25 protein-coding genes and 1 rRNA gene are annotated in these 21,844 nt (G+C 32.8%); 23 read left to right on the top strand and 3 right to left on the bottom strand.

What is annotated here, in order from left to right:
• Positions 1-105 precede the first annotated feature (105 nt).
• Positions 106-1,689, top strand: a complete 1,584-nt coding sequence (locus H3143_RS03185) for an MFS transporter (RefSeq protein ID WP_182078758.1) — start codon at positions 106-108, stop codon at positions 1,687-1,689.
• A gap of 72 nt (positions 1,690-1,761) precedes the next feature.
• Here H3143_RS03185 and def read toward each other — a convergent pair whose 3' ends face one another.
• The gene (gene def / locus H3143_RS03180; RefSeq protein WP_182078757.1) at positions 1,762-2,352 is read right to left on the bottom strand and encodes a peptide deformylase; all 591 of its coding nucleotides are present in this window, start codon (positions 2,350-2,352) and stop codon (positions 1,762-1,764) included.
• A gap of 90 nt (positions 2,353-2,442) precedes the next feature.
• Here def and gmk point away from each other — a divergent pair, with 90 nt between their 5' ends.
• From gmk to H3143_RS03070, 22 genes are all read left to right on the top strand, one after another.
• Positions 2,443-3,012, top strand: coding sequence for a guanylate kinase (gene gmk, locus H3143_RS03175; protein WP_228444783.1), 570 nt, complete (start codon positions 2,443-2,445; stop codon positions 3,010-3,012).
• Complete coding sequence (locus tag H3143_RS03170; protein WP_182078755.1) at positions 3,012-3,806, top strand: PP2C family serine/threonine-protein phosphatase; 795 nt, start codon at positions 3,012-3,014, stop codon at positions 3,804-3,806. Before gmk ends, H3143_RS03170 begins: the two co-directional genes overlap by 1 nt.
• Positions 3,799-5,061 (top strand): serine/threonine protein kinase, encoded by a 1,263-nt coding sequence (locus H3143_RS03165; protein WP_182078754.1) that lies wholly within the window; start codon positions 3,799-3,801, stop codon positions 5,059-5,061. Before H3143_RS03170 ends, H3143_RS03165 begins: the two co-directional genes overlap by 8 nt.
• Positions 5,061-5,885: a ribosome small subunit-dependent GTPase A gene (gene rsgA, locus H3143_RS03160; protein WP_182078753.1), complete on the top strand. Its 825-nt coding sequence runs from the start codon at positions 5,061-5,063 to the stop codon at positions 5,883-5,885. Before H3143_RS03165 ends, rsgA begins: the two co-directional genes overlap by 1 nt.
• Before the next feature lie 30 nt (positions 5,886-5,915).
• Positions 5,916-7,202 (top strand): glucose-6-phosphate isomerase, encoded by a 1,287-nt coding sequence (locus tag H3143_RS03155; RefSeq protein WP_182078752.1) that lies wholly within the window; start codon positions 5,916-5,918, stop codon positions 7,200-7,202.
• Positions 7,202-7,849 carry a ribulose-phosphate 3-epimerase gene (locus H3143_RS03150; RefSeq protein WP_182078751.1) on the top strand — a complete coding sequence of 216 codons (648 nt, stop codon included), beginning with the start codon at positions 7,202-7,204 and terminating at the stop codon, positions 7,847-7,849. Before H3143_RS03155 ends, H3143_RS03150 begins: the two co-directional genes overlap by 1 nt.
• A gap of 133 nt (positions 7,850-7,982) precedes the next feature.
• On the top strand, positions 7,983-10,142 hold the full coding sequence (gene topA / locus H3143_RS03145; RefSeq protein WP_182078750.1) for a type I DNA topoisomerase: 2,160 nt from the start codon (positions 7,983-7,985) through the stop codon (positions 10,140-10,142).
• A 56-nt stretch (positions 10,143-10,198) separates the two neighbouring features.
• Positions 10,199-10,501, top strand: a complete 303-nt coding sequence (gene trxA, locus H3143_RS03140) for a thioredoxin (protein ID WP_182078749.1) — start codon at positions 10,199-10,201, stop codon at positions 10,499-10,501.
• A gap of 157 nt (positions 10,502-10,658) precedes the next feature.
• Positions 10,659-12,175, top strand: a 16S ribosomal RNA gene (locus H3143_RS03135).
• Between the two features lie 423 nt (positions 12,176-12,598).
• Complete coding sequence (gene infA / locus H3143_RS03130) at positions 12,599-12,811, top strand: translation initiation factor IF-1 (protein ID WP_011113891.1); 213 nt, start codon at positions 12,599-12,601, stop codon at positions 12,809-12,811.
• Between the two features lie 13 nt (positions 12,812-12,824).
• Positions 12,825-12,938, top strand: coding sequence for a 50S ribosomal protein L36 (rpmJ, locus tag H3143_RS03125; protein ID WP_011113890.1), 114 nt, complete (start codon positions 12,825-12,827; stop codon positions 12,936-12,938).
• Positions 12,939-12,941: 3 nt separating this feature from the next.
• A complete protein-coding gene (rpsM, locus tag H3143_RS03120; protein ID WP_182078748.1) occupies positions 12,942-13,316 on the top strand; it encodes a 30S ribosomal protein S13 in 375 nt (124 codons plus the stop codon).
• A 9-nt stretch (positions 13,317-13,325) separates the two neighbouring features.
• A complete protein-coding gene (gene rpsK, locus H3143_RS03115; RefSeq protein WP_151059826.1) occupies positions 13,326-13,691 on the top strand; it encodes a 30S ribosomal protein S11 in 366 nt (121 codons plus the stop codon).
• Between the two features lie 17 nt (positions 13,692-13,708).
• Complete coding sequence (locus H3143_RS03110; protein WP_182078747.1) at positions 13,709-14,686, top strand: DNA-directed RNA polymerase subunit alpha; 978 nt, start codon at positions 13,709-13,711, stop codon at positions 14,684-14,686.
• Positions 14,687-14,693: 7 nt separating this feature from the next.
• Entirely contained in the window at positions 14,694-15,176 is a 483-nt protein-coding gene (rplQ, locus tag H3143_RS03105; RefSeq protein WP_182078746.1) for a 50S ribosomal protein L17, read from the top strand.
• A 56-nt stretch (positions 15,177-15,232) separates the two neighbouring features.
• Positions 15,233-15,493, top strand: a complete 261-nt coding sequence (gene rpsP / locus H3143_RS03100; RefSeq protein ID WP_011113885.1) for a 30S ribosomal protein S16 — start codon at positions 15,233-15,235, stop codon at positions 15,491-15,493.
• A gap of 9 nt (positions 15,494-15,502) precedes the next feature.
• The gene (gene trmD / locus H3143_RS03095) at positions 15,503-16,207 is read left to right on the top strand and encodes a tRNA (guanosine(37)-N1)-methyltransferase TrmD (protein WP_182078745.1); all 705 of its coding nucleotides are present in this window, start codon (positions 15,503-15,505) and stop codon (positions 16,205-16,207) included.
• Between the two features lie 4 nt (positions 16,208-16,211).
• Positions 16,212-16,580, top strand: coding sequence for a 50S ribosomal protein L19 (rplS, locus tag H3143_RS03090; protein ID WP_182078744.1), 369 nt, complete (start codon positions 16,212-16,214; stop codon positions 16,578-16,580).
• A 29-nt stretch (positions 16,581-16,609) separates the two neighbouring features.
• The gene (locus H3143_RS03085) at positions 16,610-17,896 is read left to right on the top strand and encodes a YitT family protein (RefSeq protein WP_182078743.1); all 1,287 of its coding nucleotides are present in this window, start codon (positions 16,610-16,612) and stop codon (positions 17,894-17,896) included.
• Between the two features lie 48 nt (positions 17,897-17,944).
• Positions 17,945-18,733: a ribosome biogenesis GTPase YlqF gene (ylqF, locus tag H3143_RS03080; RefSeq protein WP_267128824.1), complete on the top strand. Its 789-nt coding sequence runs from the start codon at positions 17,945-17,947 to the stop codon at positions 18,731-18,733.
• A gap of 29 nt (positions 18,734-18,762) precedes the next feature.
• The gene (gene pta, locus H3143_RS03075; RefSeq protein ID WP_182078741.1) at positions 18,763-19,740 is read left to right on the top strand and encodes a phosphate acetyltransferase; all 978 of its coding nucleotides are present in this window, start codon (positions 18,763-18,765) and stop codon (positions 19,738-19,740) included.
• A gap of 4 nt (positions 19,741-19,744) precedes the next feature.
• On the top strand, positions 19,745-20,617 hold the full coding sequence (locus tag H3143_RS03070) for an HAD family hydrolase (RefSeq protein WP_182078740.1): 873 nt from the start codon (positions 19,745-19,747) through the stop codon (positions 20,615-20,617).
• On the opposite strand, the gene H3143_RS03065 is transcribed toward H3143_RS03070, so the two are convergent.
• Both H3143_RS03065 and H3143_RS03060 read right to left on the bottom strand, forming a co-directional pair.
• Positions 20,603-20,971, bottom strand: coding sequence for an MG296/MPN423 family protein (locus H3143_RS03065; RefSeq protein WP_228444782.1), 369 nt, complete (start codon positions 20,969-20,971; stop codon positions 20,603-20,605). The two genes, H3143_RS03070 and H3143_RS03065, sit on opposite strands and share 15 nt — an antisense overlap.
• Positions 20,952-21,800 (bottom strand): alpha/beta fold hydrolase, encoded by an 849-nt coding sequence (locus H3143_RS03060; protein ID WP_182078739.1) that lies wholly within the window; start codon positions 21,798-21,800, stop codon positions 20,952-20,954. The genes H3143_RS03065 and H3143_RS03060 overlap by 20 nt, the downstream gene beginning before the upstream one ends.
• Positions 21,801-21,844 lie beyond the last annotated feature (44 nt).

Genomic DNA, 21,844 nt, shown 5'->3' with positions numbered 1-21,844 from the left:
TCAACAACTATTTACATTTAATAGATAAATTTCAGCGTTTTTATTGACTAATTATGTCGTACAGACAGAATTAGCAAATGTTAATTTAACAATCAAAATTTAAATATGAAACTTAGTTTAAAATCAGGATTGACGCGTGAGCAGAAACTTGAAAAGATTAGTAAAGTAACAGATAAGGAACTATTTATTACCTGGATGATTATCCTGTTCGGGTATTTCTTGTTTGTTGTTAACTGGTTTTTAATCGACCAAGTAGCTGGTAATTTCACGTTTAACCCAGATGGTAATGATATACGAGCTGGATGATCTCAATCATTCTTCTTTAAGAACCCAGGTTCAATTGCAACAGCTGCAACTAACTGGACAATTACCTTCTTTAGAGGAGTAGGTTCATTCGTAGCAGGTTGATTCATCGGAAGATTGGGTCACAGAAAAACTGTTCTAACAATGCTAGCACTGATGGGATTCTCGTTCCCGTTCATCATAGTAGCATTTCCGTTTAATGGGAACGCACTAGTTTTATCTCAAAGTAATCTTTTCTACGAAGCTAAAGGAGATCTTATTAGTGGTGGAAGCTTAACTAAATTAACAGCTTTAGGTTACAGCTTATTCATTATTTTCAGAACTTTATTGGCTGTTGGTGGTACTGCTTTAATTAGTTATACTCAACCTGTTATTGCAAAACTTTCTACAATCCAAAAGAAAAGTGCGTTAAGTGTTGTTAACCCATTTGGATTCAACATTGGTGCAGCTTTCTCATTAGGATTATTTGCTTACAGTCGAACATTAAGAATGCAAGCACAAGAAAGTTGATACATCGTTTGTGCTACTTTCATCGTAATCATTTTTGCGACTTTCACTCTATACTTCATCTTTGGTAAAGAAACTGTTTTACCTAAAGATAAACATACCAAAATGGAGCCAGAAGTAACAATTTTATCTACATTAAAAGATAAAAAGATTCTGAAATTATGCTTAATGTATGGTGCATGATTAGTAGCTGTAGTGTGAATCTTAACTGGTACATATGCTAATGGTGTTATTGGTGCTTCTCCATTCAATTTCATCAAAAAAGGTGAAACTGGTGGATTAGCATGAGTAGGAAATACTTCTAGAGTTGCCTTCGTATTAGGTTTAGTAGGTGGACTATTCTTAATCTCTCCATTTAATAAAACAAGATATGACAGAAGCACATTCTTGATGACACAATACTCATTAGGAATATTGTTCGTTATTGTTTCGTTCGTGTTCGGTTTCTTAGGTGCAAATAAAAACGAAGGTCTAGCTGCTGGTCAAATAATTGCATCATTCTTGGCTGGTGTGTTCTTATGAGGACTTCAAGGTACCTTCTTATTAATTCCTCACGAATTTAAAGGCGCTTCACCTTCTAAAGTTGGTACACAATTTGGTGTTTTATGAGGTGTAGGATACATGATCTATACATTATCTGACATCTTACTATCAGTTGTTGTAAACGCACCTGGACTTGCAGGTAAAGACTTCACAGGACAACTTAACCCAGCTGGTATAACTGCATTCGTGATGTATGTAGTAATCGCAATGATATTTGCAGTGGTTGCTAAAATATTACCTAAATCTGGACGTATTGTAAATGGTGAATGAGTTCCATTAACTGATAAATGACCATTCATGTCATACAACTTCTACAAAGGTGATATTTTTAAATAATCGATAAACAAAAATAGATATATAAAATAAGGATTAACATGCGTTAATCCTTATTTTATTTTTTAAACTCTACTACTTACATTGATCACATGCTTTTTGATCAATGCTTACCCATTCGTCTTTTTTAAAGAATGGTTTCATCATGTTGATTGAATCATAATAAAACTTACCTTCTAAATGATCCATCTCATGTTGTAAGCACATTGCTAACAATCCATGTGCTTCAATTTCAACATCTTTATTCGTTAAGTAATCAAAACCTTTGAGTTTGACTTTTTCATTTCTAATTACATAACCATCCTTGTCTTTAGGAACTGATAAACAACCTTCACCAATACTTAAGTAAGCTTTGTTAAGACTCTTATCAATCCATTCGGGATTGATAAGTAAGTATCGGTGTTCTTTATTACAAAAATCGGTAAAATGAATGTAAAAAAATCTTTGATTTAACCCTAATTGGTTAGCTGCGATCCCAATCCCTGGACGGATGTCATACTTCTCAGCATTATCATCAAAGCTTTCATCAACATAAGCTAACATCTTATCAATGACATCAAGCACTTCTTGATCTAAAGGGAACTTTACCTCAGTGCATACTTCACGCATTTTGGGGTTGTCATCAGTTACTAATCAGTCATTACTAGGTTTTAATTTGCTTTTCATTTTAAAAATGTTCTTATCAAATATAAATATTAAAATATTAAAAAGTAAAATTAATAATAACGACTACCCTTGATGGTAGTTATATATATTATGAGTAACAAGCAGGGTTTAATCATCTTAATATCAGGTCCTAGTGGGGTTGGTAAGGGCACGATAGTTAGTAGGCTTTTAACTGATGACAAGTTAAAACTGAACGTTTCAATATCAGCTACAACAAGAAAAAAACGTGAATCTGAAGTTGAAGGAGTTCATTATTTTTTCAAAACTAAAGATGAGTTTGAAGCAATGATTGCTAACAACCAATTGTTAGAATATGCTAACTACGTTAATAACTATTATGGAACACCGCTTTCATTAGTTAAAGAAATCTTAGATAAAAATGAAAACTTGATTTTAGAAATTGAATACCAAGGGGTACTTCAAGTTTTAAAAAAGGGTTTTAAAACTCTAAGTATCTTTGTGCTTCCCCCTTCTGAAGATGAACTAGTTGCTCGATTAAAAAAACGAGGAACTGAAAACGACCAAGTGATTAAAGATCGATTAGAACAAGCTGTGAAAGAATATGCGCATCAAGAAATATATGATCATACGATCATTAATGATGATCTAGAAAAAACGATCGAAGATATTAAAGAATTAATTCGTAAGTATAGTCAATAATGAAAAAAGTATATGCAAGTTCGACCCATGTAGGGATTGTCCGTGAAGAAAATCAAGATGCTGTTTTTGTTGGCACCAACCAGTATCATAATATCATCGCATTAGTATGCGATGGTTTGGGTGGTTACAAAGGTGGAGCAATTGCCAGTACCTTAACCCGTGATCTAATTCGCGATAATTTTTTATCAACTAATTTTAACAATCTTAGTGATGAAAAGATGGAAGATTGGTTCAAGAAAGTTTTACTTAAATGTAAGAAACAAATTGCTAAATACATCGATGATAACGATAAAAAATTCCAAAAAGAACATGATGGTTTTTCATTAAGACAGATGGCGACAACGATTGTTTTATCAATCGTTGCTAATGAAAAAATCTACACTTTTTGAGTGGGAGACTCACGTGCTTATTTAATATCTAAAGATAAATCTGTAAGTCAAATCACCAACGATCACAATCTTTATAATTACTTAAAAAAGATTAATGCTTCAGCAGTTACATTCAAGGCTAATGAAAAAGAACTATTAGCACTAACAAATATCGTATCTAAAGATACGTCTAAAGTTGATTTCGACACCTCATTTGATTTTATTAATAAGGGTGATGAATACCTATTATTATCATCAGATGGGTTTTATAACTTTGTTATGCCTGAACAGTTTCACGACCTATTAAGTCTTACTAATGATATGCAAAAAGTTGCTGACAATCTAATTCAAAACGGAATGAATGCTATGTCTAATGATAACTTAAGTGTGGTAGTGGTGAAACTAACTGAGGTTATTAATGGCTAATAACAACCAGCAAGTTAATAAGAAAAAAAATAAACCAAACTCCGAAGGCTATTTAATGATTAATGACAAACTGTTTAATCGGTATGTCATTTTAAGTAAATTAACCACAGGAGGAATGAATTCAGTGATTTATACTGCCAAAAACATCATGGCAGATTCAACTAAACTGAATGATTCCAAAAAAAGCACTGTTGTTATTAAGATTGTTAAGAGAGCTCCAGAAGACACTGATGACAAGTGAGCTAAACTACAACAAGAATTAATTACGTCTTCGCGGATTAGTCACCCTAATCTGATTGCCACTTATGAAACTGACGACAAGGGAATTCTGATCGAACGTAATAATCGCGTGATCAGAATTAATGATATTCTTGTTATCGTAATGGAATACGTCCAAGGGACGACGTTACGCAATTACATTATTAGCAAGGGTAATCTTTCAGTTAAAGAAGCGCTATATTACTTTAGAAGAATGGTGGAAGGGATTCAGAAATTACATAATTATTCTCACCAGATTATTCACCGAGATTTAAAACCTGAAAATCTGATGTTGTCAAAAGATTATCGGGAATTAAAAATCATCGATTTTGGGATTTCAACATCAATTAGTAATGAATCGGTTCTAAAGGTTTTGACAAACGAAAAAGCATTATATGGAACACATGAATACATGTGTCCAGATGCACTACAAAAAGAACCAGTTTTGGATGAGAACGGCAAAGCTGTTATTAATCCCAAAACCAATACACCATTAATGCGTTGAAAAGCACCGACAGTGCAATATGATTTTTATGCGTTTGGCGTGATCTTGTTTGAGATGTTAACAGGGCAAAAGCCGTTTAATAAAAAGATTGATGATAAGAAATTAGAACGTCCTCAAGATATTATTAATTTGCCTAATAAGTTTGACGTGCCATTGATGAAAGCAATGGGTTTTGATGTGCCTAATTCTGTGGAAAATATTGTTTTTAGATGCATGGCATCTAAAAAAGAAGATCGTAAGTTTCGCTATCAATCATGTGAGGAGATTTTAGCTGATCTTGATAAAGTTGATAAAGAGCAAACTTTATTAAAACCGTTAGAAAAACGGGTTTTGCAAAAAGACCGTCAGTTTATGCCAACTGAAATTGCAGTTGATAAAGAACCAATAATTTTTAAATACTGAACATTTTGAACAATTACAGCATTAGTAATTGTTGTCGTGTTATTAACTTTAGGATTAATCATCTTTAATTTTTCAGGTGCTATCAAATAATGATTGCAAGAATTATAAGTATTAATGCAAACGATTTATTTTGTGAAGTAGATAATGAACTTAAAAAACTTCATGCTCCTGGAAAGTGAAAGCATCAAAAAATTAATTTAGCACCTAATGATTTATTAGAACTTAATGATCAAGGTGAAATCATTAAGTTAATTGAACGTAAGAATTATTTGAATCGACCTAAGGTGGCTAACCTTGATTATGTTGTTTTAGTTTTTTCGATTAAAGATCCTCAACTAAATTTAAGACAACTATTTAAATTCATGGTTTATTTTGAATCGCAATTGGGATTCAAACCTTTGATTGTTTTTTCTAAATTAGATCTAGATCACGATCAAGATGAATTTAAAAAGATCATTGATGCTTTGATAGAAATGAACTATCAAGTATTTAGGTTAAATAAACCTAACGATTTTGATCGTTTGAAAAATTTATTAGCCAACAAAGTCTCAATCTTCTGTGGTCACAGCGGAGTTGGTAAATCAACTCTACTTAAACGCTTGGACACTTCACTTGATATCTGAACTCAAGCAGTTTCAACCAAACTAAAAAGAGGTAAAAACACAACAACATCAACCAAACTTTACAAGTTTTTGGATGGTTATCTTGTTGATTCTCCTGGGTTCTCTATTTATGATCTAAACCTAACAAAACAACAACTAAGTTGTGGCTTAATTGAGTTCTCACAATACCAAACTAAATGCAAATTTAACGACTGTTTGCACCTTGAAAATAGTGCTGATTGTTATCTTAAGAAAAAGATTAATTCATTAATCTACCAAATATATTTAGATGTGGTTAAGTCCATAATTTAGAATTAAAGCAAAACAAGTGAAAAAGCTATTATGATTAAATTAACCTTTAACCTAATCAAAGGTTTAGACTATAAAAAATTAGAAGAAAACTATCAAACTAAACTGAATGAAATCCTTAATCAACTAAAGAATAAAACAACCCCAAGTGCTAATATGTTGGGTTGAATTGATTATGTTGATCAAGATCACACTGAGATATATAAAAGCATTGATAATAAAATTGCTGAATGAGATCAATTAAATGTAACAGATGTTGTTGTTATTGGAATTGGTGGATCATTTACAGGTATTAAAGCAATCTTAGATGTTGTTGCTTATTTACCAAGTGAACAAAAAAGACAGATTCACTTTATTCGCAGTTTAAGTGAAAATTCATTCTTAAGAACACTAGAAGCAGTTAAAGATAAAAACTGGGGAATTGTTGTGATTTCCAAATCAGGAACAACCCTAGAACCTTCAGTTGGATTTAAATTATTCCGTGAAGCTTTGTATAAACAATACGGTGAACAAGCACAAAAAAGAATTGTTGCGATTACAGATCCTAAAAAAGGTGTGTTGCATGATATTGCTGTTAAAAATAAATATGAGATGTTACCAATCTACTCTGATATCGGAGGAAGATTTTCAACACTTACACCAAGTGGGTTGTTAATTGCTGGTTTAGTAGGTGCTGACTACAAGCAATTAATTGAAGGTGCTAAAAAAGCTAAAGCTGATTTGTTTAGTTCAAGTCAACTAGAAAAAAACACAGCTTATACTTATGCAGCATTAAGACATTATCTTTACACAGAAATGAAAAAAGATGTAGAAATTGCAATCACTTATGAAGAACAACATGAATACTTAATGCTTCAACACCGTCAACTATTTGGTGAAAGCGAAGGTAAATCATTAAATTCGTTGTTCCCAACATATTCTGTGTTTACGACTGATCTACACTCAATGGGACAACTATATCAAGACGGTAAAAAGATTTTCTTTGAAACAGTTTTCTCATTTGAAAAAGCGAATAAAAACGCGTTAAAATTGCAAAATTCTCAATTTGGTAACGATGACCAACTAGATTATTTAACCAACAAATCAGTTAACCAACTTAACTATGTTGCGTGTGAAGCAACAAAGCAAGCTCATGCTTCTGCAGGTGTTCCAATCATCGAGATCGATGTTGAACAAAACAATGCTTATGGATTTGGTTATGTATACTACTGATTATGTATCGCAACTTCAGTATCAGCATTACTATTAGGCCACGATCCTTATGATCAACCTGGGGTTGAAGATTACAAACAAAGAATGTTTAAATTACTAAAAGCATAATGAGTGATTTATTATTTTCGATTTTACCAATGCTTGATAACTATGATCAAGATAAATTAATTAGTTACAAGCAATTAGGTTTAAATAAGATTCATTACGACGTAATGGATGAGTTTGTTAACAACAAAGCATTTGATGAACGCTATGTTGATAGTTTAAAAGATCTAGGGTATCACGTTAATGTGCATTTAATGGTTAATAAGATAGCTAATCACATCTTGGTTTATGCCAAAACCAAATGTGATCAAATTAGTTTTCATGTTGAACCATTAGCCAACAACAAACAACTAATTAATAAATATTTAGCTTACATTAAAACCCATAATAAGAAATCGGGTTTAGCCTTTAAATTTAATACCGATGTTAATGATTATTTTGATCAGATTAAATTAGTTGATTATGTGACATTAATGTCGGTTGAACCAGGAAAAGGTGGTCAAGCTTTTGATCCTTTAGTTTATCGCAATATTGCTAAACTAATCAAGTTTAATCCCAATCTTGAGATTGAGATCGATGGTGGGATTACTTTAGAAAAAGCAATCGAACTAAAAGGACTAGTTTCTGGCTTTGTTTCAGGTTCTTACTTTTATAAATTATCAGATCAAGATAAGTTAGGAATGCTTGAAAAGATCCGATCTTTTAGTTAATAAATTTCCTTCTTTTTAATAAATTCGACATATCTTTATATATACATATATAAATAAAGCTATTTACTTGCTTTCTTGTTTTTAAGATTAAAATAATTAAAGTATTGCTACTAATAATAAAAAAGGATAATCCATGACGAATCATAGCTCAAAAATTTTAGTGATCGAGTCACCTAACAAGGTTAAAACGATCAAGAAGTATTTACCTGACGACTATGAAATTGTTGCAACAGTTGGTCATATTCGTGATTTACCTAAATACACCTTAGGATTTAACACCGAAGATTTTGTTCCCAAATGAGAGATCATTCAAGATAAGAAGCCAGCTAAGGGAGCAAGTGCTAGCAAAAAAGCTAAAACAACTAAGAAAGCTGTTAAGAACAAAAAAGAGATTATTGACGAATTGGTAGATAAAGCTAAAAAAGCTGATGAAATTTATCTAGCAACCGACCCTGATCGTGAAGGTGAAGCGATCTCTTGACACGTTTATGACGTCTTAAAACAAAAAGGTGTTGACGTTGATAAGTGTAAACGGATTATCTTTAATGAAATTAGTGAAAAAGCAGTAAAAAACGCGATTGCCAATCCTAGAGAGATTCAAAAGGATTGAGTTAGCTCACAAATTACCAGAAGAAGACTTGATCGTTTAATTGGGTTTAAACTATCAAGTTTGATGAAATCAAAGATTAATGCTGATTCAGCTGGTAGAGTACAATCAATTGCGCTTAAGTTTATTACTGAACGCGAAGAATTAATTAACAAGTTTGTACCACGATACTGATGAACTTTAGATGTTATTCTAGAAGATGGCACCGAACTAATGTTGCGTAAAATCGATGACAAACTTAAGGATAAGTTAGGATTCAAAGAACTTGAAGAAGTCAGTGGAATTGACTTCAACACCAAAGAAGATGCTGAATTAGTTAAGCAACACTTATCTGATAAATATCGTGTTTATGCGATTGATACGCCTAAACTTAAAAATTCTTATCCCAAAGAAGTTTATAAAACATCAACTTTACAACAAGACGCAATCAACAAATTGAAGTGAAGATCGATGAAGATCACTTCTGTAGCTCAAGAGTTATACGAAGGAGTAACAATTGATGATGAACAAATCGCTTTAATCTCTTATCCAAGAACAGATAGTACTCGTCTTAGTCCAGAATATGGTAAGACTGTTTTAGATTTTGTTTCTAAAACTTATGGTAAAGAATATTTAGCTACAGAATCCCAATTAAATGGTGAAGGTAAAACATCTAAAAAACAAAAAGCTAAGGTGCAAGATGCTCACGAAGCGATCCACCCAATTGACATCACCATTACTCCAGATTCTGTTAAAGGTAAGATTAGTGCTGATCAATACAGTTTATACAAACTCATCTGAACTAGAACTGTAGCTCATTATATGGCTGCAGCAATCTATGAACATGTTAATATTCGTTTTATCAATAACAACAATAAGTTCTATGCAGTAAACAACACCTTAAAGTTTGATGGTTATAAAAAGATTTATACCCATTACGATGATAAGGATCATCTAAGAAAACTTAATTTAAATCACTTTGCGATTGACAAAGAATTTGAATCAAAAGATGTTTTAATTAACGAACACCAAACAAAACCGCCAGCAAGATTTACTCAAGCTACTTTAATTGAGGCGCTTGAAACTGAAGGGATTGGTCGTCCTAGTACGTATTCAACAATTCTTGATATCGTTTTAAAGAGAAATTATGCCGAATTATTAAACGGTCGGTATTATAAAACTACCGATCTAGGTCAAAAGTTAGCTTTTGAACTAGATAAGAATTTCCCAACGATCATCAACAAAGAGTTCACCAAAAATATGGAATCAACTTTGGATGAGATTGCTCAAGGAACTGTTAATGATGTAAGTTATCTTCAAGCATTCTGAAATGATTTTTCTGAAGTTTTAAACGAAGCTAAAAACAACATCGTTAAAAAGATTGAATACATTGAAGGCAAAAACTGTCCTAACTGTAGTTCACAACTTGTAAGACGTGAAGGAAGATATGGTCCTTTTGTAGGGTGTTCAAATTTCCCTAAATGTAAATTCATTGAGAAGTCTGAGAAAAAACCTAAAGTGATCGTTTATGAAGAAGGTGTTGAGTGTGAGTTATGTCATGCAAAACTTGTTCGTAGAGTGTCTAAGAAAAAGGGACGAAATAAAGATAGCACCTTCTTAGGTTGTTCAAACTTCCCTAAATGTAAATACACCAAGAGTCTTGATTCTGAAAAAGAAAGAATCATTCGAGATTCAACAATAATTTAGCTTTTAAATTATAGTTATAGGGTGGAAACACAATTTTTTAGTAAATTTTAAGAATAATGAAACATATAAGTAACAAAGCAGAATTAGAACAATTATTAAGCAGTAACAAAAAAGTTGTTGTTGACTTTTACGCTGACTGATGTGGTCCTTGTAAAATCTTAGGTCCAATCTTTGAAGAAGTTTCTCAAGATAACCAAGAATGAACTTTTGTTAAAGTAAACGTAGACCAAGCAGCTGAACTATCTGCAGAATTCGAAATTAGATCAATTCCAACTGTTATTTTCTTCCAAGATGGAAATATGACTGACAAGAGAATTGGATTCATTCCTAAGAACGAATTAAAAGAAATGTTGAAATAATTTTTTTCAAATTAATTTTCTGTGTTAAAATAATTTGCGGTTGTCACCAAATAAAAGTTGGCTTCTTGATCAACTTTAATGAACTAAATGTGTGTAGGTTCATTACTGATTGCGTGGCACCGAGAAATGCTTCTTGAAAACTGAATAGAATCTGTCATTTTCTGAGAGTTTGATCCTGGCTCAGGATTAACGCTGGCGGCATGCCTAATACATGCAAGTCGATCGGATGTAGCAATACATTAGAGGCGAACGGGTGAGTAACACGTATCCAATCTGCCTTATAGTGGGGGATAACTAGTCGAAAGATTAGCTAATACCGCATAACAAGTTACCTATCGCATGAGAATAACTTTAAAGGAGCAACTGCTTCGCTATAAGATGAGGGTGCGGCATATCAGCTAGTTGGTGAGGGTAATGGCCCACCAAGGCGATGACGTGTAGTTATGCTGAGAGGTAGAATAACCACAATGGGACTGAGACACGGCCCATACTCCTACGGGAGGCAGCAGTAGGGAATTTTTCACAATGGACGAAAGTCTGATGGAGCAATGCCGCGTGAACGATGAAGGTCTTTTTAGATTGTAAAGTTCTTTTATTTGGGAAGAACAGTTAATAGAGTGGAAAGCTATTAATTTGACTGTACCATTTGAATAAGTAACGACTAACTATGTGCCAGCAGTCGCGGTAATACATAGGTTGCAAGCGTTATCCGGATTTATTGGGCGTAAAACAAGCGCAGGCGGATTAGAAAGTCTGGTGTTAAAAGCAATTGCTTAACGATTGTATGCATTGGAAACTTCTAGTCTAGAGTTTGGTAGAGAGTCCTGGAACTCCATGTGGAGCGGTGAAATGCGTAGATATATGGAAGAACACCAGAGGCGAAGGCGAGGACTTGGGCCAATACTGACGCTTAGGCTTGAAAGTGTGGGGAGCAAATAGGATTAGATACCCTAGTAGTCCACACTGTAAACGATGGATGTTAAGTGTCGGAGCGAATACTTCGGTGCTGCAGTTAACACATTAAACATCCTGCCTGAGTAGTACATTCGCAAGAATGAAACTCAAACGGAATTGACGGGGACCCGCACAAGTGGTGGAGCATGTTGCTTAATTCGACGGTACACGAAAAACCTTACCTAGACTTGACATCTTGGGCGAAGCTATAGAAATATAGTGGAGGTTAACCCAATGACAGGTGGTGCATGGTTGTCGTCAGCTCGTGTCGTGAGATGTTGGGTTAAGTCCCGCAACGAGCGCAACCCTTATCGTTAGTTACTTTGTCTAACGAGACTGCCAACGTAAGTTGGAGGAAGGTGGGGATGACGTCAAATCATCATGCCCCTTATGTCTAGGGCTGCAAACGTGCTACAATGGCCAATACAAACAGTTGCAAATCCGTAAGGTGGAGCTAATCTGTAAAGTTGGTCTCAGTTCGGATTGAGGGCTGCAATTCGCCCTCATGAAGTCGGAATCACTAGTAATCGCGAATCAGCCATGTCGCGGTGAATACGTTCTCGGGTCTTGTACACACCGCCCGTCAAACTATGAGAGCTGGTAATATCTAAAACCGTGTTGCTAACCGCAAGGAAGCGCATGTCTAGGGTAGGGCCGGTGATTGGAGTTAAGTCGTAACAAGGTACCCCTACGAGAACGTGGGGGTGGATTACCTCCTTTCTATGGAGTATATTAATACACTAACACGATATACACCTGTTACATATAACGGTGAAACAATTAAAACCCAGCAAGACAAGTTAAACCCATTAAAGCAAATTTATAACTTAAAAATTGTTGGTCGGATTCTATTCAGTTCTCAAGTTGCATTTCATAAACTGTTTTCATAAAAAAAGTCTCTAAAAATATTTTTAGTCTAGATCTGCTTCTAGACTATTTTTATTGCTATAAAAGAGGGATTTTATGATAAAATAGATAGTGGCTGTTTAAATATTGATTATCTTCATCAATATAAGATTTAATTCTGATGTATTTGAACGTGTTTGAACAATTTTTTAACGATTGTTTATCCATATCCAAATAAAAATTACACACTTATTTAAATAGCTAAATTTCTAAAAAATAATTAAACAAAAACTATAAATGAAAGAAACAAACCTCAGTATTAAAGGTGTTGTGAAAGAGATTATCAAAGGTGATAAATTTAAAGTATTACTAGAAAATAATCTTTTAATTGAAGCACACGTATCAGGTAAGATCCGAATGCATAAGATCCGTATCTTACCAGGTGATAGTGTGGAAGTAGAATTCAGTCCTTATGATTTAACAAAAGGACGAATTATTTATCGTCATTAATCAACAATAAACAATGAAAGTAAGATCATCAGTAAAACCAATTTGCAAGGATTGCAAAGTTATTAGACGCCAAAGGGTTGTAAGAGTTATCTGCAAAACCCCTAAGCACAAGCAAAGACAAGGATAGAATATGGCTCGTATTTTAGGTATTGACATCCCAAATAATAAGCGCGTTGAAATTTCATTAACATATATTTATGGAATTGGAAAACCTCGTGCTCAAGAAATTTTAAGAAAAGCAAAGATTGACTTCGACAAAAGAGTAAAAGACTTAACTGACGAAGAATTAGCTTTAATTCGTTCAGTTGCTAGTACTTATGTACTTGAAGGGGACTTAAGACGTGATGTTGCATTAAACATTAAACGTTTAATGGAAGTAGGTTCATACGCTGGACTACGTCACAGAAGAGGTTTACCTGTAAGAGGTCAAAGAACCAAATCAAACGCAAGAACTCGTAAGGGTCCAAGAAAAACCGTTGCTAACAAGAAAATCGAAAGTAAGTAATAAGAAAATATGGCTAAGAAGAAAAAAACAGTTGCCAGCAATGGTATTGCACACATTCACGCAACTTCAAATAACTCAATTATCACAATTACCGACGTTAATGGTAATGCTATAACTTGATCATCTTCAGGAGCAATTGGGTACAAAGGTGCTAAGAAAAAAACACCTTACTCAGCGGGTGTAGCTGCTGAAAAAGCTGCTAAAGAAGCTATGGCAATGGGATTATCAACCATTAAGATTTATGTTAATGGTGTTGGTCGTGGTAAAGAAACTGCAATCAGATCATTAGCTGCTTGTGGTTTAACGATTACTGAAATTCACGATGTAACACCGATTCCACATAACGGTTGTCGTCCTCCCAAAAAACCTCGTTAATTATCCAGGAGCAATACATGCAACAATTTTTGCGATACAACATTAACGTTATTAAAGAAGATAACGACAAGAACTATGGTAAATACATCGTTAAACCATTAGAAAAAGGGTTTGGAATCACCCTAGGTAATGCACTTAGAAGAGTAATGTTAAGCCATCTTCCTGGTTCATCTGTGTTTGCTTTAAAAATCAAAGGCATTTCACATGAATTTGGGTTTATTCCTGGTGTTAAAGAAGACGTTACTCAAATCATCTTAAATATTAAAAACCTAGTTGTTTGAATTAGTGATAATATGATCACTGATGAAACACTAGCTGAAACTCCAATTGAAAAATGACCAGTAATGACAATCCGTGCTAACAAAGCTGGAATCATTAGAGCTGGTGATATTGAATGTCCACTAGGTTTTGAAGTATTCAATAAAGATTTAGAAATCTGTACTTTATCTGAAGATGCTGAAGTAGCTATCGATATCTATGTAACTAGAGGTCGTGGATTTAAAACTGCAGCTGAAAACCGTTCAGAAATCGGTTCATTATCAATCATTCCGATTGATTCAAACTTCAACCCAATCATTAAAGTAGGTTATCACGTTGAAGAAGAAACTTCAGATGTGATTACTGATAAATTAATTATTGAAGTGGGAACTAATGGTCTAATCAAATCAGGTGATGCAATCGCGATTGCTTCTAAGATTTTATCTGATCACTTAAAACCATTAATCGACATTAATCGATCATTACACGATATTCAAGTGCTTAATGAAAAAAATGTTGAAGAAAAAAACAAGAAGTTATCAATTCCAATTGAACAATTAGATCTAACTGTTCGTTCTTATAACTGTCTAAAAAGACATGGAATTCAAACAGTTGAAGAACTTGTTACACGTTCAAAATCTGAAATTGAAAACATTCGTAATCTAGGAAAGAAGTCAGTTCGTGAAATTAATAAAAAACTTAGCGAACTGTACGATTTAAAACTTAAGAATAACTAATTAAGCTATGTCATACATTAATAAAAAAGGTAAAACTACATCAACTCGTTTGATGATCATTCGTCAACAACTTAGTGATTGCTTAAGTTATAACGAAATCAGAACAACTTTAACTAAAGCAAAAGAAACCCAAAAACACTTAGAAAGATTAATTACAAGTGCTAAGGACAACACAGTTGCTAATAGAAGAAGAGCTAAAGCAAAACTATTAAATACACAAGTAGGAACCGCTGATCAATTAGTAGCTCACTTATTTAGCAAAGTTGCTCCTGTATTTAAAGACCGTCACGGTGGTTATACTAGAGTAATTAAACTAGGTGCTAGAATGGGTGATGCTACTGAAATGGCAATCTTACAGTTTGTTGACAAGGTGCCAAAATTCACTGTTAAAACTGTTAAAAAAACTAAAAAAGCAGAAAAACCTGCTACTCCAAAAGTGGAAGTTAAACCAACTAAACCTGCTGCTAGCACTGAACAATCAGTTAAGTAATTTTACTTAACGATATGTTATAATATTTCAGTTACAAAATTTTAAGGACAAATAACTTGGTAAAAATTAGACTAATGCGTCTAGGTCGTCACAAGTTACCATCATATCGTATGGTAGTGGTTGACTCTAGAGTTAAAAGAGACGGTAGTTATATCGAATTAATTGGTCATATTGACCCAATTAACGGTACTAACAAACTAAATGGTGCACTTGCAATCGAATGATTAAAAAAAGGTGCTCAACCAACTGATACCGTTAAATCTATTCTTTCAAAAGAAGGTATCTGAAAACAATACGCAGCTTCTAAAAAAGCTTAGTATTCGTAAATGAAAATTGTTATATTAACGTTATTTGATGATTTTGTCAGATCTTATTATGATTTTTCAATCATCAAAAACGCTCTTGATAAAAAAGCTGTTGAACTAGAAGTAATTAATTTTAGACAGTATGCTAATGATAAGCATAAAACTGTAGATGACACAATCTATGGTGGATCTGCTGGAATGCTATTAAAAGTTGAACCATTAGTAAACTGTTTAAGAGATATCAAACAAAATAAATTTAAAGACCCCAACAAAATTAGAACTTATTTGCTCTCACCTCAAGGTAAAGTATATGATCAAAATAAAGCAGTTGCTTTATCTCAATCTGATAACGATCTAATTTTGATCGCAGGACGGTACGAAGGGTTTGACGAACGCATTTATCACTATGTTGATGGTGCATTCTCTGTTGGTGATTTCGTAATTACTGGTGGAGAGTTAGCTGCACTAATTGTGGTAGATAGCATCGTTAGGTTGTTACCTAATGTAATTAATAAGGATAGTTTATCAAACGAATCATTTAATAATTACCTCTTAGATTACCCAATGTACACTAAACCTTATGATTTTGAAGGTTATAAAGTTCCTGATGTTTTATTAAGTGGCAATCACCAAGCGATTGCAGCATTCAATCAACAAGAAGCAATTAATAATACAAAGACTAAACGACCAGATCTGTATCTTAAATACAAATCAAATCTTAAGTAGCAATATGAATAAGTTAAACAAACAAAATATTATTAACCACGTTAATAACCTACAATTAAAAAAATCTGTACCTAACTTCCAAGTTGGTGATACAGTTTCAGTATCAATTAAGATTGCTGATGAAAAAAGAACCAGAATTCAAAAATTCGACGGTTTAGTTTTAAGAAGAAAAGGTTCAGGTTTATCTGAAACTTTCATCGTTCGTAAAGAATCTAGTGGTGTGGGTGTTGAAAAGAACTTCCACGTTCACAACCCAAATATTGAGATCGAACTTAAAAGAAAAGGTAAAGTTAGAAGAGCTTATATCTCATACATGAGACAACGTTCAGGTAAATCTGCTCGTATTAAAGAAAAAGTTGTTAATACTAAGTAGTTAACTTTTAATTTAATCAGAGTTATTTTATGTCCTTAAGAAACTCAAAAGATAAACTAGCAAAGTTTAGTGAATCACTTAATGAAATTACCGTAACAAGAACAAGACTACGAACTTCATTACTAATTTTTGTTGGTTTATATGGCCCTAAAAAACTGTGGATTCGTATCGCTTTGATTGCGTTAATCTCAGTATTTCAAGGTGCTATCAGTTTATTTTTCATTCGTAACTCAGGTTTGTATAATTTAGGTGTTTCTTCGATAACCCAAGGGTTAGCGAGAACGCTTTTTGTTTTCTTACCTGCAAATCTACCAAAAACGCTGATCTTTGATCTGACGTTCTGGATATTGTATATTGTGATCAACATTCCGTTGATCATTTTTGCTTATTTCAAAGTTGGGAAAAGGTTCTCAATCTTAACAACAGTTTATGTTGTTATGGCGAATGTTGTTGGGTTTTTAATCGGGTTGATTCCTGGGGTGCAAAACGTAGGTTTATTTACGATTAACACCACTGAAAACAGTACAATCATCTTTGAAGCAACAAAGTTCAAAGATACCAACCCTCAAATCTATAGTCTGTTTTTTACCCCTGATGGTAAGTTTACCGATCTTGCACAAAAGATCGCTTATATTCCATTAATTTGAGAAAACAATAGCGAAGTAAATAAGATTATCTCGTTATTCTTATATGCAAGTATCGCTGGAGCATTATCTTCATTAGTTTATACGGTTTTATTCGTAATTGGTTCATCTAGTGGAGGGATGGATTTCATCTCTCAATATGTTGCTAAAACAAAAAGAAGATCGATTGCATCAATCATCTTTTATACGAACATCTTGACACTATTAGTTTCAGTTACGATTGGTTCGTATGTTCCAGCTTCTGTAGTTTTACGTGAGATTCCACAAGAGATCATGATTCCAAATTCAAACATTCATTTCAAGGATTTATCTTGAAATGTTTCATTACTGTTCTCACCAAACTTCATTGGTTCGATTGTTTCAGCGATGGTGGTATCTGCTTTCTTAGATGCACTATTCCCTAGATATAAGATGGCTAAAGTTGAGATCTATTCATCAGATTGTGAAAAGATCAGACAAACTTTATTATCTGATCATCACTCGCACACGATGTCGATCTCTAAGATTACTGGTGGATTCCAAAGAACTGAGCGTGAAATGATTACAACAACAACCTTGTTCGTTGAAATCCCTAGAATTATTCGTTTAATTAGATCAGTTGATAAGGACTGTTTGATTACAATCAGTCAGATCAAGGGAATTGATGGTTATATCTATATCACTGAAGAATAATTAATAATTAGAATGAACCATTCCAAAATTAATTGATTCCCAGGTCATATGAAAAAGACCTTGGATGATATCAATAAAGTCAAAAAACATATTGATTTAGTGATCCAAGTCTTAGATGCTAGGGCAATTAATTTAACTTCGAATCCTGATTTATTAGGAATCTTTAATCAAAAAAAGATCATTAATGTTGCGCTTAAATCAGATTTAGCTGATTTAAGTTATACGTATGATTCTGATACGATTGTTACCAACATTAAAAATCATCAGTTCAGCAATTTTTTATTAAATAAATTGCACCAGATCCTTAGTGATAAGATTAAGCGATTACAAGCCAAAGGTCTTGTTACGCCTCATTTCAACATTATGGTTATTGGTTTGCCTAATATTGGTAAATCGTCTTTAATTAATAAATTAATTAAAAAGAATCATAATAAAGTTGAAAACAAAGCCGGGGTAACCAAACGACAAACTTTTGTTAAGTTGAATAAAAATTTCACCTTATACGATACTCCAGGAGTGTTGTATAAGAGAATCGATGATTTCACTTTAGGTGCTAAACTAAGTTTGTTAAACGTGATTAATCTCGAAGTCATACCGATGCAAGAAGTGTTAAGCTTTGCTTATCACTATTTAAATAAGCATTATCATAAGCAACTTGTTGAATGATCTGATCAGGAAATAATCCCTGAACAATTTCACGACTTTATTGAGCAATATGCTCATAAGAAGGGTTTTTTAAACAAGAACAATACGATTGATTTAAATGCTACTTACATGAATTTTTATCAAGACATATCTTTAGCTAAAATAGCTAAAGTAAATTACGAAAAAAATTAATTTTTTTATAATTTAGCAATGGTGAAAATATGAGTACATTAATAGAAGAATTAAAGAATAGAATCAAGAATTCTAAAAAAGTTCCACAAATCCTTTTAGTAGAAGGATGAAACGCTTACGTACAACAAGCTGCTAAACAACTACTTGCTGAAAAACTAGTTAAACCAGTTCTAATGTTTAGAACAGTTGATGAAATTCCCGCTGATTTTGATCCAAGAATCAAACGTTACGTAATTGAAAAAATGGATTTATCTAAGTATGCAACATACTTATTTAAATTACGTGAAAAGAAAGGAATGACATTAGAAGTAGCTAATCAAGAAGTGAAAAAACCTAATGTGTTAGCTTCTTTATTAGTAAAACTTGATGAAGTTGATGGTGAAGTGTGTGGTAAAGAATACACAACTAAAGACACGCTTAAACCAGCTTTACAAATCATTAAAACTTCAGAACATGCTAAACTTGTTTCTTCAGTAATGGTTCTTGAAAAAGACCAAGAACGTTTAATCTTTGCTGACTGTGCAATTAATGTATACCCAACAGCTGAAGAATTAGCTGAAGTGGCTAAATCAACAATTAAGTTTGCTAAAGATGTTTTAAACATTGAAAAGATCAATTTAGCAATGTTAAGCTATTCAACATTCAACTCAGGTGCAGGTGAATCTGTAGATAAAGTTAAAGAGGCAACTAGATTAGTACAAGAATCAGAAGTTGGTAAATTAGCTTCAGTTTCAGGCCCAATGCAATTTGATGCAGCTTATGTTGAAGAAGTAAGAAAACAAAAAGCGCCTTCATTAGACTGAGAAAAAGGTGCAAATGTATTCATCTTCCCTAATATCGACGCTGGTAATATTGGTTACAAGATTGCTCAACGTTTAGGTGGATATGACGCAATCGGTCCATCATTAACTGGATTAGCTAAACCAGTAAACGATCTAAGTCGTGGTGCTAATGCTCACGAAATTTACTCAGTAGCTATCATTACTGCTTGTCAAGCTGTAGCTTAATAAAATGAGAAACAATATAGAATGAGTCATCAGCGATCTAGATGGCACGCTTATTCGTTTTGAAAATAATCAACATATCATAGAACCTGCAGCAATCAATGCGATTGAAAAACTAGCTGCTAGAGATATTACCTTTACGATTGCTACTGGACGTAAACAATCAGATCTAGTTAATATCGTTAAGAAATATAATCTTGGCGGAATGATTCGTTATGCAATTGCTTGCAATGGTGCAGTGATCTATGATATTCAAGAAGACAAGATTATTCAAAACAGCTATTTAACTAAAAAAGTTAAATCAGCTGTAATGAAACGCTTTGATGAATTCAAAGAGATGAGTCAAGATTTCTTATTATTGTCTTATGACATTAATAACAATATCTATCTCTATGATCCAAACGGAGAACCTAATCAAAGTCTTGTAAAAGAGCTTACATCTTATGAAGGTTCATTTTCATCAAATAATTACATCAATATTACTGATTTAAATGAGCGTGATGATCTGATTAAATTGATCTTCTTCTACAAGAAAAGTTCAATGAATGAAGACATTACCGATTACTTAGCTAAATTCATTAAATTAACCAAAATTGATGCAAATGACTGTGTTGTCACTTCACCAATGTCGTTTGAATTAAATTCTGCAGATTGTAACAAAGGTAATGCAATCTTAGAATTAAATAAAATTCTTAAAAAGGATTTAACTAAAACACTAAGTATTGGAGATTCATTTAATGATATCCCGATGTTTAAAGTAACAGGGGTAAGTGTAACGTTAGAATCATCACACAAAGAAGTGCAAAATAATGCAACTAATGTGCTTGATGTCAAAGCATCTGATGTAGTTGCTGATGCGATTGAATTATTCGCTCTCTAATAACTTATTTAATCGCTTAATGCTAATATTTTTAGTTAGCGCTATTGCTTGAGTCAAATTAAAAAATTGATCATGCAATACCGCTAATTTTTTATCGTCATCAAACTTAGTTTTTAATACATCTTCGATATGATCATTAACTTCTTGAATTAACTTCTTTTTGGTGTAATCAAGTTCTCCTTCAATGCTTTTTTCAAAGAAGTCAATTTCTTCATAATCATCATCGTCATACATAATTCTAGTATGAGTTGAGTTTTCAAATATTACGTTATAGTTATTAATCAATTTTTCTAAATTGATTTCAGATAAAATCTCTTTAAGATTAGAGATATAGTTATATAGTTTCTTTTGCACTTTTAATAATTCCTCTTAAGATTTCAATGTATTCTTTTTTGCGTTCAAGATAAAAGCAATGACCTGCTTTTTTAATCTCCATATGCTTAGCATCTTTAAAGTAGAGTTTTACATAAGCTCTAGTTATTCTAAAAGGGACTAGAGTGTCCTTATCAGCAGTTATAAACGTCACCTTCTCATATTCTTTAAAAGAATGATATGCTTGTAAGATGTTTTTAACTGTTATTGGTGTCATGATTGATATGGCTAATTTCTTTTGATTATTTTGATTTTTTTTATAGAAATCCAAATCAAATCATTTATCAAATTCTTTAATGAATTTATCGGGTTTATAAAATAGATCCTTAAATATTCTTTTGATCATTTTTTCATCCGCTTTATATGCATCAGCAGTTAAGTATTTTGTGAAGTTTAATGCGGTAAAAGCGGTATTTATTGTAAGTGGAGCACCTAAAAGAATTTGCTTAATTCTAGTTCGTTCTTCTTTGTTCATAAGGTGAAGAGCCATCATAATAACAGCACACCCCATGGAGTGTCCTATTAATACAATGTTTTTTAAATCTGAGTTTTCTCTAAAAAAAGTAACTAATAATTTTGAAAAATACTCTAGATTTAAATGCTTGAACTTGAACTTTTCTTCTGTTTCAAAATGAGCAGGAAAAGCTAAGCTATAATGATTAACATTTTTTATCTGTTTAACGATCTTATAATGTAATCCAGGTTCAGCAGTAATCCCATGACAAAAAATCAAATTTATTTCGGCGTTTTTGTTAATTTTTTTAATGACCTTTAAATGATTAAGATCAACACCTTTGATCGTTTTGCCCATAAAAATCAAACTTATTATAATAATAATAACAGATTAAATTTGAT

This window comes from Mycoplasma tullyi, from assembly GCF_014068355.1.
Taxonomy (GTDB): domain Bacteria; phylum Bacillota_I; class Bacilli_A; order Mycoplasmatales; family Mycoplasmoidaceae; genus Mycoplasmoides; species Mycoplasmoides tullyi.
Note: the sequence above shows the minus strand (reverse complement) of the source record. Positions and strands in the feature narration are given on the sequence as shown.